10 protein-coding genes are annotated in these 16,240 nt (G+C 70.8%); all 10 read right to left on the bottom strand.

Features of this window, described 5'->3' with window-relative positions:
• Window positions 1-5: 5 nt before the first annotated feature.
• Window positions 6-986: a DNA-binding protein WhiA gene (gene whiA / locus FGI33_RS04450; RefSeq protein WP_012038434.1), complete on the bottom strand. Its 981-nt coding sequence runs from the start codon at window positions 984-986 to the stop codon at window positions 6-8.
• Between the two features lie 29 nt (window positions 987-1,015).
• Window positions 1,016-1,891, bottom strand: a complete 876-nt coding sequence (gene rapZ, locus FGI33_RS04445) for an RNase adapter RapZ (protein ID WP_119433735.1) — start codon at window positions 1,889-1,891, stop codon at window positions 1,016-1,018.
• Between the two features lie 76 nt (window positions 1,892-1,967).
• Window positions 1,968-3,896 (bottom strand): excinuclease ABC subunit UvrC, encoded by a 1,929-nt coding sequence (gene uvrC / locus FGI33_RS04440; RefSeq protein WP_119433736.1) that lies wholly within the window; start codon window positions 3,894-3,896, stop codon window positions 1,968-1,970.
• Complete coding sequence (uvrA, locus tag FGI33_RS04435; RefSeq protein ID WP_119433737.1) at window positions 3,896-6,817, bottom strand: excinuclease ABC subunit UvrA; 2,922 nt, start codon at window positions 6,815-6,817, stop codon at window positions 3,896-3,898. The genes uvrC and uvrA overlap by 1 nt, the downstream gene beginning before the upstream one ends.
• An 80-nt stretch (window positions 6,818-6,897) precedes the next feature.
• A complete protein-coding gene (gene uvrB, locus FGI33_RS04430; RefSeq protein WP_119433738.1) occupies window positions 6,898-8,964 on the bottom strand; it encodes an excinuclease ABC subunit UvrB in 2,067 nt (688 codons plus the stop codon).
• Window positions 8,965-8,974: 10 nt separating this feature from the next.
• Window positions 8,975-9,589, bottom strand: a complete 615-nt coding sequence (gene coaE, locus FGI33_RS04425; RefSeq protein WP_119433739.1) for a dephospho-CoA kinase — start codon at window positions 9,587-9,589, stop codon at window positions 8,975-8,977.
• A gap of 105 nt (window positions 9,590-9,694) precedes the next feature.
• The gene (gene rpsA, locus FGI33_RS04420; protein WP_012038440.1) at window positions 9,695-11,149 is read right to left on the bottom strand and encodes a 30S ribosomal protein S1; all 1,455 of its coding nucleotides are present in this window, start codon (window positions 11,147-11,149) and stop codon (window positions 9,695-9,697) included.
• Window positions 11,150-11,351: 202 nt separating this feature from the next.
• Window positions 11,352-13,031 (bottom strand): DUF885 domain-containing protein, encoded by a 1,680-nt coding sequence (locus FGI33_RS04415; RefSeq protein WP_237582324.1) that lies wholly within the window; start codon window positions 13,029-13,031, stop codon window positions 11,352-11,354.
• Window positions 13,028-13,486, bottom strand: coding sequence for a PTS mannitol transporter subunit IIA (locus FGI33_RS04410; RefSeq protein ID WP_119433905.1), 459 nt, complete (start codon window positions 13,484-13,486; stop codon window positions 13,028-13,030). The genes FGI33_RS04415 and FGI33_RS04410 overlap by 4 nt, the downstream gene beginning before the upstream one ends.
• Before the next feature lie 46 nt (window positions 13,487-13,532).
• Entirely contained in the window at window positions 13,533-16,217 is a 2,685-nt protein-coding gene (gene polA / locus FGI33_RS04405) for a DNA polymerase I (RefSeq protein ID WP_119433904.1), read from the bottom strand.
• Window positions 16,218-16,240 lie beyond the last annotated feature (23 nt).

Below are 16,240 nucleotides of genomic sequence, written 5' to 3'. Positions count from 1 at the left end.
GCGGATCAGACGTCGTCGAGGTCGGCCGGGAGGTTCGCGTCGGTGCCGGGCAGGCCCTCGTCGACGGCCTTCTTGTCGGCCATCGCGAGCAGGCGGCGGATGCGGCCGGCGACGGCGTCCTTCGTCATCGGCGGGTCGGCGTGGTGGCCCAGCTCGTCGAGGCTGGAGTCGCGGAAGCGCAGGCGCAGGTCGCCCGCGTACTTGAGGTGCTCCGGGATGTCCGGGCCGAGGATCTCCATGGCCCGCTCCACGCGCGCGCAGGCGGCGACGGCGGCCTGCGCCGAGCGGCGGAGGTTGGCGTCGTCGAAGTTGACGAGGCGGTTGGCGGTGGCCCGCACCTCGCGGCGCTGGCGCATCTCCTCCCAGTTCACGACCGTGCCCTGCGCGCCCATGACGCGCAGCATCTGGCCGATGGCGTCGCCGTCGCGGATGACGACGCGGTGGACGCCGCGGACCTCGCGCGCCTTGGCGCTGACGTCCAGCCGGCCGGCGGCGCCGACGAGGGCCATGGCGGCCTCGTTGCCGGGGCAGGTGACCTCGAGCGCTGCGGAGCGGCCGGGGTCCGTGAGCGTGCCGGCGGCGAGGAACGCACCCCGCCAGACGGCCGCGATCTCCTCTCGGGAGCCCGTGGTGAGGCGGTTCGGCAGGCCGCGGATGGGGCGACGTCGCGCGTCGAGCAGGCCGGTCTGGCGGGCGAGCGTCTCGCCGCCCTCCATCACGCGGACCAGGTAGTGGGTGGCGCGGCGCATGCCGGACGCGGGGATGACGGAGATGTCGCTGCGCACGCCGTAGAGCTCGGCCAGGTCCTTGCGGACGCGGCGGGCGAGGAGCGGCGTGTCCAGCTCCGACTCGACGGCGATGCGGTTCGAGATGAGGTGCAGCCCGCCGGAGAAGCGCAGGATCGTGGCCAGCTCGGCAGCCCTCACCGTGGTCTTGCTGACCTCGACGCGTGACAGTTCTTCCTTGACGTCCGAGGTCAGAGGCAAATGCTTACTCCCTTGATGAGATGGGTGCCCTACTCCCGGCCGAGGTCGCGGTGCTTGGTGCTGACAGCGACGCCGGGAAGGGCGCGGAGGAGGCTGGAGAGCTCCTCGGCGACGGCCACCGAGCGGTGCTTGCCGCCGGTACAGCCGATAGCGATCGTAGCGTGTCTCTTGTTCTCCCGCTGATACCCGGCGAGCACCGGGGCGAGCGCCCGGGCGTACGCGTGGACGAACTCCTCGGCGCCCTCCTGGCCCAGCACGTAGTCGCTGACGGCCTTGTCGCGACCCGTGAGCGGACGGAGCTCGGGGGTCCAGAACGGGTTGGGGAGGAAGCGCATGTCGGCCACCATGTCGGCGTCCGCCGGGGTGCCGTACTTGAAGCCGAAGCTCATGACGGTGACGCGCACGCCCGCGTCGTCGGCGCCGCTGAACTGCTCGGTGATCGCCGTGGCGAGCTGGTGGATGTTGAGCTCGGACGTGTCGATGACGAGGTCGCTGGCCTCGCGGATCTCGATCATGCGGGCGCGCTCGGCCGCGATGCCGTCGAGCAGCGTGCCGTTGCCCTGGAGCGGGTGCGGGCGGCGCACCTGCTCGAAGCGGCGCACGAGCGCGGCGTCCGTGGCCTCGAGGAAGAGGACGCGCAGGCGCGGTCCCGTCCCGAAGGTCTGCAGGATGTCGCGGAGCTCGGAGAAGAAGTCGCCGCCGCGCACGTCGACCACGGCCGCGATCTTCGGCAGCGAGGTGCCCGCGCGGCCGGCCAGCTCGACGAGCGGCTTGAGCATCTGCGGCGGGAGGTTGTCGACCACGTACCAGCCGAGGTCCTCCAGCGCGTTGCCGACGGTGGAGCGGCCCGCGCCGGACATCCCCGTCACGATCATGACGTCCTGCTGGGGGATCTCCACGCTCATGCGGGCATGCACCTCTCGTCGCGCCGGTCGATGGATCCAGTCTAGGCGCGACCCGCGACACCGGTCCGGGCGCGGGTCACGAGCGGAGCCGCTCGTAGACGGACTGCGCCAGCGTCGGCCCGATGGTGCGGACGGCCGCGATCTCCTCGACCTCGGCCTGCTTGAGCTTGGCCACGGATCCGAACTGCTGCAGCAGCCGCTGCACGCGCGACGGGCCGAGCCCCGGGATCTCGTTGAGCACCGACGTGATGTCGCGCTTCCGGCGGGCCCGCTGGTGCGTGATGGCGAACCGGTGCGCCTCGTCGCGGATGCGCTGGATGAGGAACAGGGCGTCGCTGTTGCGCGGCAGGATGATCGGGTAGTCGGAGTCCGGCAGCCAGATCTCCTCGAGGCGCTTGGCGATGCCGGCCAGCTGGATGCCCGTGACGCCCGACTCCTCGAGCGCCCGCTGGGCCGCGGCGACCTGCGGTTGGCCGCCGTCGACGATGAGCAGGTTCGGGCTGTAGGAGAACTTGTTGACGGGCGGCGCCTCGCCGAGCTCCGGCGGCGCGGCGTCGGCGGGGACATCCGCCTCCTTGCCGAGGTAGGCGAGCCGGCGCGTGATGACCTGGTGGATCGACTCCGTGTCGTCCGTGGAGTCGGCGATGTTGAAGCGGCGGTACTGGTCCTTGCGCGGCAGGCCGTCCTCGAAGACGACCATGGACGCGACGATGTTGGTGCCGCTCAGATGCGAGACGTCGTAGCACTCCATGCGCAGCGGGGCGTCGGGCATGCCCAGCGCCTCCTGGATGTCGGCGAGGGCCTTCGACCGCGTGGTGAAGTCGGAGCTGCGGCGCGTCTTGTAGAGCATGAGCGCGTTCTGCGCGTTCGTGGCGGCGGTGTGCGCGAGCGCCGCCTTGTCGCCGCGCTGGGCGACGCGGAGGTCGACCTGCCAGGAGCTCGGGCGGCCGCGGCGCACGGTGCCGTCGTCCTCCCCCGCGGCGCGCCGCTGGCTGAGCCACAGCTCGAGCTCGGCGGCGTCGGCGGGCAGCTCGGGGACGAGGACCTCGCGCGGCGGGTGCGCCTCGTCCTCGTAGGCGTTGTGCAGCACGGTCTCGACGAGCTCGCCGATGCCGATGTCGAGCTCCTTGTCGACGACCCAGGTGCGCGTGCCCCGGATGCGGCCGCCGCGGACCATGAACTGCTGCACGGCCGCGGCGAGCTCGTCGGCCGCGATGCCGAAGACGTCGGCGTCGACCCGGTCGTCGAACACGACGGCGGTCTTGGAGAGGGCGGCCTCGAGCGCGCCGATGTCGTCGCGGTGGCGGGCGGCGGCCTCGTAGTCCATCTCCGCGGCGGCGTCCTTCATCCGCTGCGTGAGCTGGCCGACGTACTTCGAGTCGTTGCCCGCCATGAAGCTCACGAAGTCGTCCGCGATCTCGCGGTGCTCCTCCTCCGAGACGCGACCGACGCACGGGGCGGCGCAGCGCCCGATGTCGCCGAGCAGGCAGGGCCGGTTCGTCTGCCGGGCCCGCTTGAACGTGCTCTCCGAGCAGGAGCGCATCGGGAACACCTTCAGCAGGTGGTCGACGGTCTCGCGGATGGCCCACACCTTCGTGTACGGGCCGAAGTACTTGGCGCCGCGGATCTTCCGGTTGCGGGTGACCATGACCCGCGGGTGGTCCTCGCCCAGGGTCACCGCCAGGTAGGGATACGACTTGTCGTCCCGGAACTTGACGTTGAAGGGCGGGTCGAACTCCTTGATCCACGTGAACTCGAGCTGGAGCGCCTCGAACTCGCTGCCGACCACGGTCCACTCGACGCCGGCCGCCGACGTGACCATCCGGCGCGTGCGCTCGTGCAGGCTCTCCAGGGGCGCGAAGTAGTTGGCGAGCCGGGCGCGGAGGTTGTTCGCCTTGCCCACGTAGAGGACGCGGTCCGCGGCGTCGCGGAAGCGGTACACGCCCGGCGACGTGGGGATCTCCCCCGCCGCCGGGCGGTAGCCGACGGTGTCGGTGCGGGCCATCAGCCAGCCGCGCGCTCCTCGCGCGCACGCTGGGACGCGACCGCCGCCGCCTCGGCCTCGGCGTCGAGGACCTCCTTGAGGAAGCCGCCCGTGTAGCTCTCCGGCACGGTGGCCAGGTGCTCGGGCGTGCCGGTGGCGAGCACGGTGCCGCCGCCCGCGCCGCCCTCGGGCCCCATGTCGATGAGCCAGTCGGCGGACTTGATGACGTCGAGGTTGTGCTCGATGACGATCACGGTGTTGCCCTTGTCGACCAGACCGTTGAGCACGAGGAGGAGCTTCCGCACGTCCTCGAAGTGGAGGCCGGTGGTCGGCTCGTCGAGCACGTAGATGCTGCGGCCGTTCGACCGGCGCTGCAGCTCTGTGGACAGCTTGACGCGCTGCGCCTCGCCGCCGGAGAGCGTCGTGGCGCTCTGCCCGAGGCGCACGTAGCCGAGGCCCACGTCCACCAGCGTCTTCATGAAGCGGTGGATGGCCTGGATCGGCTCGAAGAACTCGGCCGCCTCGCTGATGGACATGTCGAGCACCTCGGCGATGCTCTTGCCCTTGTAGTGGACGCTGAGGGTGTCGCGGTTGTAGCGCGCTCCCCCGCAGACCTCGCAGGCCACGTACACGTCGGGCAGGAAGTTCATCTCGATCTTGATGGTGCCGTCGCCCGAGCACGCCTCGCAGCGCCCGCCCTTGACGTTGAAGCTGAAGCGGCCGGGGAGGTACCCGCGGGCCTTGGCCTCCGTGGTCTCGGCGAAGAGGGTGCGGATCCGGTCGAACACGCCCGTGTAGGTGGCCGGGTTCGAGCGCGGGGTGCGGCCGATGGGGTTCTGGTCGACGTGCACGACCTTGTCGAGGTTCTCGAGGCCGGTGACCCGGGAGTGCTTGCCCGGCACCTTGCGGGCGCCGTTGAGCTCGTTGGCGAGCACGCGGTAGAGGATGTCGTTCACGAGCGACGACTTGCCGGATCCGCTGACGCCCGTGACGGCCGTGAGCGTGCCGAGCGGGAAGGCCGCGGTGACGTTCTGGAGGTTGTTCGCGCGCGCGCCCACGACCTGGATCTGGCGCTTCCGGTCGATCTTGCGGCGCTTCGTGGGCGTGGCGATGGCGCGGCGGCCCGCGAGGTAGTCGCCCGTGAGCGACTCGCGGTTCTCGATGAGCCCCTCGTAGGAGCCGGAGTGCACGACCTTGCCGCCGTTGACGCCGGCGCCCGGGCCGATGTCGACGATCCAGTCGGCGGTGCGGATGGTGTCCTCGTCGTGCTCGACGACGATGAGCGTGTTGCCGAGGTCGCGCAGCTTCACGAGCGTCTCGATGAGGCGGCGGTTGTCGCGCTGGTGCAGGCCGATGGACGGCTCGTCCAGGACGTAGAGCACTCCCGTGAGCCCCGAGCCGATCTGCGTGGCCAGGCGGATGCGCTGCGCCTCGCCGCCGGAGAGCGACGCCGCCGCCCGCGCGAGGTTGAGGTAGTTGAGCCCGACCTCGATGAGGAACTCGAGCCGCACGCGGATCTCCCGCAGCACCTGCGCGGCGATGTGCGCCTCGCGGTCCGTCAGCTCGAGCTGCGCCATGAACTCCTGCGCGTCGGAGAGGCTCATCTCGGCGACGTCGGCGATGTTCGCGCCGTGCACGAGCACCGCGAGCACCTCGGGCTTCAGGCGCTTGCCGTCGCAGACGGGGCACGGGATCTCCCGCAGGTACTCTCCCCAGCGGGCCCGCTGGTTGTCGGTCTCCGCCTGGGCGAACTGGCGCTCGATGTAGGGCATGACGCCCTCGAAGCCCGACGAGTAGGTCATCTCGCGGCCGTAGCGGTTCTTCCACTTGACCTGGACCTCGAAGTCGTTGCCGCGGAGGACCGCCTCGCGGACCTCCTCGGACAGCTTCCGCCAGGGCGTGGTGAGGGAGAACTTGAGGTCGCGCGCGAGGCCCGCGAGCAGCTTCTCGTAGTACTGGAAGAGGCCCTTGCCCTGCGTGGTCCACGGCAGGATGACGCCATCGGCGATGCTCAGCGACTCGTCGCCGATGAGCAGCTCCTGGTCCACCGACATGCGCGTGCCGAGGCCCGAGCACTCGGGGCACGCGCCGAAGGGCGCGTTGAACGAGAACGTGCGGGGCTCGATCTCGGTGAGCTGGATGGGGTGGTTGTTCGGGCAGGACAGCTTCTCCGAGTACGTGCGTAGGCCGCCGGGGCCCTCGACGTCGACGAAGTCGATCATGACGATGCCGTCGGTGAGCCGGAGCGCGGTCTCGAGCGAGTCCGTCAGGCGGCCGAGGATGTCGTCGCTCGCGACCAGGCGGTCGACCACGACCGAGATGTCGTGCTTGTACTGCTTCTTGAGCTTGGGGGGCGAGCTGAGCTGGATGAGCTCGCCGTCGACGATGGCCCGCGAGTAGCCGCCGGACGCGAGCTCCGCGAAGAGGTCGACGAACTCGCCCTTCTTCTGCGACACGATGGGGCTCACCACCTGGTACCGGGTGCCGGTCTCGAGCTCCATGAGCTGGTCGGCGATCTGCTGCACGGTCTGGCGCGAGATGCGCTCGCCGCACACGGGGCAGTGCGCGACGCCGATGCGCGCCCACAGCAGGCGCATGTAGTCGAAGATCTCGGTGATGGTGCCCACCGTCGAGCGCGGGTTGCGGTTCGTGGACTTCTGGTCGATGGAGACCGCGGGGCTCAGGCCCTCGATGAAGTCGACGTCCGGCCGGTCGACCTGGCCGAGGAACTGGCGCGCGTAAGCCGACAGCGACTCGACGTAGCGGCGCTGGCCCTCGGCGAAGATCGTGTCGAACGCGAGGGACGACTTGCCGGACCCCGACAGGCCCGTGAAGACGACGAGGGAGTCGCGCGGGATGTCGAGGTCGACGTCGCGGAGGTTGTGGACGCGAGCGCCGCGGACGCTCAGGAGGGACGAGGACTCGACGGGGGAGATTGACACCCGTCCATCGTATGCGTCGCCACTGACACCGCGGTCGGCGGGGGCCGGACGGCGGGCGTCCGGCCGCGGGCCCGCCCCGATCAGGACAGGTGGCCGGCCTTCTCCATCTGCCGCAGCTCGCGCTTGAGGTCACCGAGCTCGTCGCGGAGGCGCGCGGCGAGCTCGAACTTGAGCTCGCCCGCCGCCTGCAGCATCTGGTCGTTGAGGTCGGAGATGATCGTCTCGAGCTCGTTCGCCCCCGCGGCCGCCTTGCCCTCGCGCCGCAGGTTCGGCGTGGGCGAGCGCTTGCCGCCCCCGCGCCCCTCGAGCATCTTCTTCGTGTCCTCGCCCTCGCGGGCCAGGATCTCCGTGATGTCGGCGATGCGCTTGCGCAGCGGCGTCGGGTCGATGCCGTGCTCGGTGTTGTAGGCCACCTGCTTCTCGCGCCGGCGGTCGGTCTCCTCGATGGCGCGCTTCATGCTGTCCGTCAGCACGTCCGCGTACATGTGCACCTCGCCCGACACGTTGCGCGCCGCGCGCCCGATGGTCTGGATGAGCGACGTGGACGACCGGAGGAAGCCCTCCTTGTCGGCGTCGAGGATCGCGACGAGCGACACCTCCGGGAGGTCGAGGCCCTCGCGCAGGAGGTTGATGCCCACCAGGACGTCGTAGACGCCGGCGCGCAGCTCGCTGAGCAGCTCGACGCGACGGAGCGTGTCGACGTCCGAGTGGAGGTAGCGCACGCGCACGCCCGCCTCGGCGAAGTAGTCGGTGAGCTCCTCGGCCATCTTCTTCGTGAGCGTGGTGACGAGGATGCGCTCGTCCTTCTCCACGCGGATGCGGATCTGCTCGAGCAGGTCGTCGATCTGGCCCTTCGTGGGCTTGACCACGATGGCCGGGTCGATGAGGCCGGTGGGGCGGATGATCTGCTCCACCACGCCGTCGCCCATGCCGAGCTCGTACTTGCCGGGCGTCGCGGACATGTACACCGTCTGCGGCACGCGCTCGGTGAACTCGTTCCACTTCAGCGGACGGTTGTCGAGCGCGCTCGGCAGGCGGAAGCCGTGCTCCACGAGCGTGCGCTTGCGCGACGAGTCGCCCTCGAACATGGCCCCGATCTGCGGCACGGTGACGTGCGACTCGTCGATGACGACGAGGAAGTCGTCCGGGAAGTAGTCGAGGAGGCAGTGCGGGGCCTCCCCCGCGTTCCGCCCGTCGATGTGGCGGGAGTAGTTCTCGATGCCGGAGCAGAAGCCGATCTGCTGCATCATCTCGATGTCGAAGTTGGTGCGCATGCGGAGCCGCTGGGCCTCGAGCAGCTTGCCCTCGCGCTCGAGCACGGCGAGCCGCTCCTCGAGCTCCTGCTGGATGGTGCCGATGGCCCGCTGCATGACCTCGGTCTCCGCGACGTAGTGCGAGCCCGGGAACACGGAGACCGAGTCCATCTTGCGGACCACGTCGCCCGTGAGTGGGTGCAACTGGTACAGCGCCTCGATCTCGTCGCCGAACATCTCGATCCGGATGGCCAGCTCCTCGTACATCGGGATGATCTCGATGGTGTCGCCGCGCACGCGGAAGTTGCCGCGCGAGAAGTCGACGTCGTTGCGCTGGTACTGCATGGAGACGAACTTGCGGATGAGGGTGTCGCGGTTGATCTGCATGCCCACCTGCAGCGCCACCATGGCGTTCATGTACTGCTCGGGCTGGCCGAGGCCGTAGATGCAGGACACCGTGCTCACCACGACGACGTCGCGACGGCTGAGCAGGGAGTTGGTGGTGGAGTGGCGGAGGCGCTCGACCTCGGCGTTGACCGACGAGTCCTTCTCGATGAACGTGTCCGTCTGCGGGACGTAGGCCTCGGGCTGGTAGTAGTCGTAGTAGGAGACGAAGTACTCGACGGCGTTGTCGGGCATGAGCTCGCGGAACTCGGTGGCGAGCTGCGCGGCGAGCGTCTTGTTGTGGGCGAGGATCAGCGTGGGCCGCTGGACCTGCTCGATGAGCCAGGCTGCCGTGGCCGACTTGCCGGTGCCGGTGGCGCCGAGGAGCACGACGTCGGGCTCGCCGGCGTTGACCCGGCCCGCCAGCTCGGCGATGGCCGTGGGCTGGTCGCCGCTCGGGGAGTAGTCGCTGACGACCTTGAACGGGCGCACGGACCGGGTGGGTTGCATGCCCTCGAGTCTACGAGCGGCCTCCGACACCGCCGGCCAGGTTCGCCCAGAGCCGATCCGTCTGCGCGAGCGTCGACGCGAGCGAGACGCCGGAGTCGACGACCACGTCCGCGACGGCCAGGCGATCCTCGTCGGCGGCCTGCGAGGCGATGCGGCTCTCGGCCTCCTCGGGCGACATCCCGCGGAGCTCGACCAGGCGGCGGATCCGCTCGTCGCGCGGCGCGTGGACCACCACGATCCGGTCGAACTCGTCGACGCGGCCGGACTCCACGAGCAGCGGGATGTCGTAGACGACGACCGCGTCGGCGTCCGCCTCCCCCGCCGCGGCCATGCGCGCGGCGGACAGGGCGCGCACGGCGGGATGCGTGATGGCCTCGAGGTCGCGGCGCGCGTCCGGGTCCTGGAACACGACGGCGCCGAGCGCGGGCCGGTCGAGGGAGCCGTCGGGGGCGATAACGCCCGGGCCGAACCTCCGGGCGATCTCCGCGAGGGCCGGGGTGCCGGGCTCCACGACCTCGCGGGCGAGCCGGTCCGCGTCGATGCGCACGGCGCCGAGCTCCGCCAGGCGGTCGGCCACCACCGTCTTGCCCGCGGCGATGCCACCCGTCAGTCCGATCAGCTGCATGGATCCAGCCTAGGCGGGGCGGGAACGCGCCCGGCGCGGGCGTCCGGGAACGACGGAGGCCGCCCTCCCCGAAGGGAGAGCGGCCTCGTCGTGGTGCGGGACGTGCTACTTCGAGCTGGACAGCTTCTCGCGCAGGGCGGCGAGGCTCTCGTCGTCCGCCAACGTGCCGGCGCCCGTCGAGTCGCTCGTGAAGCCGGGGCCGGCGGACGTGATGCCCGTGTCGGCCGCCTCGGCCTCGGCTGCCGCCGCGACCTGCTTCTTGTGGGCCTCCCAGCGGGCCTGGGCTGCGGCGTACTGCTGCTCCCAGGTCTCGCGCTGCGACTCGAAGCCTTCCTTCCACTCGTTGGTCTCCGGGTCGAAGCCCTCGGGGTACTTGTAGTTCCCCTGGTCGTCGTACTCGGTGAGCATGCCGTAGAGGGCGGGGTCGAACTCGGTGCCCTCGGGGTCGACGCCGTCGTTGGCCTGCTTGAGGCTCAGCGAGATGCGGCGACGCTCGAGGTCGATGTCGATGACCTTGACGAAGACCTCGTCGCCGACGGACACGACCTGCTCGGCGAGCTCGACGTGCTTGCCGGACAGCTCCGAGATGTGCACGAGGCCCTCGATGCCCTCGGCCACGCGGACGAACGCGCCGAACGGCACCAGCTTGGTGACCTTGCCGGGCGCGACCTGGCCGATGGCGTGCGTGCGGGCGAAGACCTGCCACGGGTCCTCCTGCGTCGCCTTGAGCGACAGCGAGACGCGCTCGCGGTCCAGGTCGACCTCGAGGATCTCGACGGTCACCTCCTGGCCCACCTCGACGACCTCGCTGGCGTGCTCGATGTGCTTCCAGCTGAGCTCGGAGACGTGCACGAGGCCGTCGACGCCGCCCAGGTCCACGAACGCGCCGAAGTTGACGATCGAGGAGACCACGCCCTTGCGGACCTGGCCCTTCTGGAGGTTGTTGAGGAACGTGCTGCGGCTCTCGGACTGCGTCTGCTCGAGCAGGGCGCGGCGCGACAGGACCACGTTGTTGCGGTTCTTGTCGAGCTCGAGGATCTTGGCCTCGATCTCCTGGCCGAGGTACGGCGTGAGGTCGCGGACGCGGCGCAGCTCGATGAGCGAGGCCGGGAGGAAGCCGCGGAGGCCGATGTCCACGATGAGGCCGCCCTTGACGACCTCGATGACGGTGCCGGTGACGACGCCGTCGGACTCCTTGATCTTCTCCACGTCGCCCCACGCGCGCTCGTACTGCGCGCGCTTCTTCGACAGGATCAGACGGCCTTCCTTGTCCTCCTTCTGGAGGACGAGGGCCTCGACGGTGTCGCCGACCTTGACGACCTCCGTGGGGTCGACGTCGTGCTTGATGGAAAGCTCACGCGAGGGGATGACGCCCTCGGTCTTGTAGCCGACGTCGATCAGGACCTCGTCCCGATCGATCTTCACGACGGTGCCCTCGATGAGGTCTCCGTCGTTGAAGAACTTCAGTGTCTTCTCGACCGCGGCGAGGAAGTCCTCAGCAGATCCGATGTCGTTGATCGCGACCTGCTTGGGCGCCTTGTCGGTCGTTGCGATTGTCATGTAGTTAGTGCTCCAGGATGGGCATGAATAAGGCCGCTGGCGCGGACCCGCGCGGGTACCGGTCGAGCGGCGGACGGATGGGTCGTCGCAGAAGAGCGACAGTCGATCTTAGACCCGGCCCGGGAGGCGGGACAACCGCGCCGCGCGGGACGACCGCGCCGCCCGACGCGGCCGCCCCGCCGAGGTCGGCGGAGGACCGGGGTCAGCGGAGGACCGCGGCCCGCAGGGTGTCGAGGCCCACGCCGCCGACGTCGAGCGCGCGACGGTGGAACTCGCGGATGTCGAACGCGTCGCCCTCGCGGCGGCGGGTCTCGTCACGGAGGTCCTCCCAGATGCGCTGGCCCACCTTGTAGGACGGCGCCTGGCCCGGCCAGCCGAGGTAGCGGTTCACCTCGAAGCGCACGAACGACGGATCCATGTTGACGTTGCGGCCCATGAAGTCGAACGCGTACTCGGCGTCCCACGGGGCCGCGCCGTCGGGCCGGGTCTTGCCGAGGTGCACGCCGATGTCGAGCACCACGCGGGCGGCGCGCATGCGCTGGCCGTCGAGCATGCCGAGGCGGTCGGCCGGGTCGTCGAGGTAGCCGAGCTCCTGCATGAGGCGCTCGGCGTACAGCGCCCAGCCCTCCGCGTGGCCCGACGTGCCGGCGAAGCGCCGCCAGGTGTTGAGCTCCGCCTTGTTGTAGGTGGCCTGCGCGATCTGCAGGTGGTGACCCGGGACGCCCTCGTGGTACACGGTGGTCAGCTCGCGCCAGGTGTCGAACTCGGTGACGCCCTCGGGCACCGACCACCACATGCGGCCGGGGCGGCTGAAGTCGTCGGCGGGGCCGGAGTAGTAGATGCCGCCCTCCTGCGTGGGGGCGATCATGCACTCGAGCGCGCGGATCTCCTGGGGGATGTCGAAGTGCGTGCGGCCGAGCTCCTCGACCGCGCGGTCGCTCGTCTCCTGCATCCACGCCCGCAGCGCGTCGGTGCCGTGGAGCTTGCGCGACACGTCGCCGTCGAGGTGCGCGATGGCCTCGAGCACGCTCGCACCCGGGAGGATCTCGCGGGCGATGGCCTCCTGCTCCTCCACCATGCGGGCGAGCTCGCCGACGCCCCACTCGTACGTCTCGTCGAGGTCGACCTCGGCGCCGAGGAAGGAGCGCGACCGCAGGGCGTACTGCTCGCGGCCCACCGCGTCGGCGTCGCGGCCCGCGGGCTCGAGCTCGGAGCCGAGGAACGCGGCGAGCCGCTCGTAGGCCGAGCGGGCCTCCTCGGCGCGGGCGCCGAGGTCTTGGCGCAGCGACGCGGGCAGCTCGCCGGCGTCGGGGCGCGCGTCCGCGGCGAAGGAGCGGAAGAAGCCGTCGGGCGCCGCCTGGCGCTCGACCTGGCCGAGCACCTCGCGGATCTGCCGCTTCGCCGGCACCTGGCCGCGGCGCACGCCCTCGCGCAGCGTCTCGATGTAGCCGTCGACCGCGCCGGCGACGTTGCCGAGCCGCGTGGCGACGTGGGCCCAGTCGTCCTCGGTGGCCGTGGGCGAGATGTCGAACACCTCGCGGATGCCCTGAGCGGGCGAGGCGATCACGTTGAGGTCGGAGAGGTGCACGCCGGCGTCGTGCATCTCGACGTCCAGCTCCAGCTCCCGGGTGAGGTCCATGCGGGTGACCTCGTCGACCGCGTCGACGGGCGTCGCGGCGGCGAGCTGCCGGACGACCGCGCGCGCGGCCTCGGCGTGCGCCGCGTGGCCCGCGGGCGAGGTGTCGCCGTACTCGCCCTCGCGACCCGGGCGGCCGAGGTAGACGCGCTCCTCGGGGTGCAGGTCGAGCGAGGCGTCGATCCACCCCTCGGCGATCCGGTCGATGTCCGTCTGCGGTCGGGGGGCCTTCGGCGTCGTCGTCATCCCTCGACCGTACCGGCTCCCAGGAGCGACCGGACCGTCGCGGGATCGGTCGCGCCGCGCAGCCGCTCCGCGCGGACGGGGTCGAGCAGGATCTCCGCGAGGCGCGACAGCAGCGCGATGTGCCCGCCTCCGGTGGCCGCGATGCCGATGACGATGCGGACGTCGTGGCCGTCCCAGTCGACGCCGTCGGGCAGCCGCAGCACGCTGATGGCGTCGGCGCGCACGAGGTCGCGTCCGGCGGCCAGGGTGCCGTGCGGCACGGCGACGCCTTCGCCCACGAAGGTCGACACGGAGCGCTCGCGCTCGACCATGGCCTCCACGTAGCCGGGCTCGACGGCGCCGGCCGCGACCAGCGCCTCGCCCGCCTGGCGGATGGCGGCCTCGCGGTCGGCCGCGTGCGCGTCGAGCCGGATGGACCCGTCCGCGAGGAGGTCGGAGAGTCGTCCTGTCGTCATGCGCTGTGCTCCTCGTGCTGGGGGATGGGCGGGCGGATCCCGCGGGTCAGTGCGCGGCGGCGGCCCACGAGTCGCCGCGGCCCACCTGCACCTCGAGCGGCACCCGGAGGTCCGCCGCGTGCGCCATGCGGTCCGTGACGATGGCCTCGAGCGCGTCCCACTCCCCGGCGGCGACCTCGAGGATGAGCTCGTCGTGGACCTGCAGGAGCATGCGCGACGCCATGTCGCGCTCGCGCATGTCGGCCTCGATGCGGATCATCGCGATCTTCATGATGTCGGCCGCCGAGCCCTGGATGGGCGCGTTGAGGGCCGCCCGCTCGGCGTTGTCGCGGAGGACCCGGTTCGGGCTGTTGAGGTCGGGGAACGGGCGGCGACGGCCGAAGATCGTCTCCGTGTAGCCCGCGGCACGCGCCTCCTCGACCACCTGGCGGAGGTAGTCGCGCACCGAGCCGAAGCGCGCGAAGTAGTCCGTCATGAGCTGCTTCGCCTCCGACGACGGGATGCGGAGCTGCTTCGACAGGCCGAAGGCGCTGAGCCCGTAGGCCAGCCCGTAGCTCATGGCCTTGACCTTGGTGCGCATCTCGGCGCTGACCTCCGCCGGCTCCACGCCGAAGATGCGGGATCCCACGAAGCGGTGCAGGTCCTCCCCCGCCGCGAAGGCCTCGATGAGGCCCTCGTCGCCGGAGAGGTGCGCCATGATCCGCATCTCGATCTGCGAGTAGTCCGCCGTGAGCAGCGTCTCGTAGCCCTCGCCCACGCGGATGGCGCTGCGGATGCGGCGCCCCTCCTCGGTGCGGACGGGGATGTTCTGCAGGTTCGGGTCGTTCGAGGAGATGCGGCCGGTGGTGGTGCCGGTCTGCACGTAGGTGGTGTGGATCCGCTCGTCGTCGCCGATGCCGCGCTCGAGCGTCTGGATGATCTGCCGCAGCTTGCTCGCGTCGCGGTGCTCGAGGAGCAGGTCGAGGAACGGGTGCGGGTTGGACGCCTGCAGGTCGGCGAGGGCCCCGGCGTCGGTGCTGAAGCCCGTCTTGTTGGCCCGCGTCTTCGGCATGCCGAGCTGGTCGAAGAGCACCTCCTGCAGCTGCTTCGGCGACCCGAGGTTGATCTCCTTGCCGATCTCGGCGAACGCGCGCTCGGCGAGGTCGGTGATGCGCTCCTGCAGCTGCGCCGACAGCTCGGCGAGGCCGGCGCGGTCGGTCGCGACGCCGCGCAGCTCCATCTCCACGAGCACGAGGAGCGTCGGCATCTCGATGTCGACCATCACGCCGAGCGTGCGCTCGTCCAGGACCTCGCGCAGCGCGTGCTCGACGCGGAGCGTGTACCAGGCCTCGACCGGCGCGGTGAGCGCCTCGGTCTCGGGCACGAGCTGGTTGGCGTCGGGCTCCGGGAGGTCCTCCAGGAGGTACCGGCTGACGAGGGCCGCGAGGGTCTTGTCGGTGAAGCCCGGGCGCAGCAGCCAGCCGGCGACGAGCACGTCGAACGCGAGTCCCTGGACCTCGAGGCCGGCGCGGCGCATGGCCTTCACCTGCACCTTGGCGTCGGACATGATCTTCGGGGCGTCGCTCGCGAGCCACCGCTCGAAGGGCGCGTAGTCGGCGCGGCCCTCCTGCCATGGGAGGCTCACCGCCTCGGTCGCGCTCGCGAGGCCGAAGCCGACGGGCTTCCCGTCCTGCGTCTCGACCGTGAGGCCGAGGCCGTGGGGCGATGCGGCGCTCTGCGTCGCGATCCACTTCGCCAGCTCCTCGTCGAGCAGCTGCTGCGGCTGCGGGGCGGCCGGCGCGGTGGACGGCTCCTGCTCGACGGCGCCGACGGGCGTGCCCTCGCTCGACGCCGAGGCGCCCGACCCCTCGAGCTTCAGCACGCGATCCAGCAGCTGCTTGAACTCCAGGACCGCGAACACCTCGCGGAGGGCGGGCTCGTCGATGGGCTTGCGCTCGAGGTCGGAGGGGCCGAGCGGCAGATCGACGTCGGTGAGCAGCCGGTTGAGGCGGCGGTTGCGGATGACGTTCTCGTATTGCGCGCGGAGGTTGTCGCCGACCTTGCCCGAGATCTCGTCCCGGTGCTCGAGGACGGCGTCGAGGGATCCGTACTGGTTCAGCCACTTCACCGCGGTCTTCGGGCCGACCTTGTCGACGCCGATGAGGTTGTCGCTCGTCTCCCCCACGAGCGCCGCGATGTCCGGGTACATCTCGGGCTGCACGCCGTACTTCTCGAACACCTTCTCCGCGTCGTAGCGCGTGAGCTGCGAGACGCCCTGCGTGGACGGGTACAGCAGCGTGACGTCGTCGTTGACGAGCTGGATGGCGTCGCGGTCGCCCGAGACGACGAGCACGCGGAAGCCCTGCTCGCGGCCCTGCGTGGCGAGGGTCGCGAGGATGTCGTCCGCCTCGTGGTCCTCCTTGGTGAGGGTGGGGATGTTCATGGTCTTCAGCGCCCGCTCCAGCAGCGGCACCTGCCCGGTGAACTCCACGGGCGTCTCGCCGCGCGTGCCCTTGTACTCCGGGTACTCGCGCGTGCGGAACGAGAAGCGCGAGATGTCGAACGCGACGCCGACGTGCGTGGGCTTCTCCTTCTGCAGGAGGTTGATGAGCATCGCGATGAAGCCGTGCACGGCGTTCGTGTGCTGCCCCTCGCGGTTCTGGAAGCTCTCCGCCGGCAGGGCGTAGAAGGCCCGGAACGCCAGGGAATGGCCGTCGATGACGAGGAGGGTAGGCTTTTCCGTGTTCGGCACGGGTCCAGCCTATCGAGGGCTCC

The sequence above is a fragment of the Clavibacter phaseoli genome, from assembly GCF_021922925.1.
Taxonomy (GTDB): domain Bacteria; phylum Actinomycetota; class Actinomycetes; order Actinomycetales; family Microbacteriaceae; genus Clavibacter; species Clavibacter phaseoli.
Note: the sequence above shows the minus strand (reverse complement) of the source record. Positions and strands in the feature narration are given on the sequence as shown.

Coding starts and splice junctions, on each gene's coding strand:
- rapZ (WP_119433735.1), bottom strand. CDS start 1,891: ATGAGCGTGGAGATCCCCCAGCAGGACGTCATGATCGTGACGGGGATG.
- uvrC (WP_119433736.1), bottom strand. CDS start 3,896: ATGGCCCGCACCGACACCGTCGGCTACCGCCCGGCGGCGGGGGAGATC.
- uvrB (WP_119433738.1), bottom strand. CDS start 8,964: ATGCAACCCACCCGGTCCGTGCGCCCGTTCAAGGTCGTCAGCGACTAC.
- coaE (WP_119433739.1), bottom strand. CDS start 9,589: ATGCAGCTGATCGGACTGACGGGTGGCATCGCCGCGGGCAAGACGGTG.
- rpsA (WP_012038440.1), bottom strand. CDS start 11,149: ATGACAATCGCAACGACCGACAAGGCGCCCAAGCAGGTCGCGATCAAC.
- FGI33_RS04415 (WP_237582324.1), bottom strand. CDS start 13,031: ATGACGACGACGCCGAAGGCCCCCCGACCGCAGACGGACATCGACCGG.
- FGI33_RS04410 (WP_119433905.1), bottom strand. CDS start 13,486: ATGACGACAGGACGACTCTCCGACCTCCTCGCGGACGGGTCCATCCGG.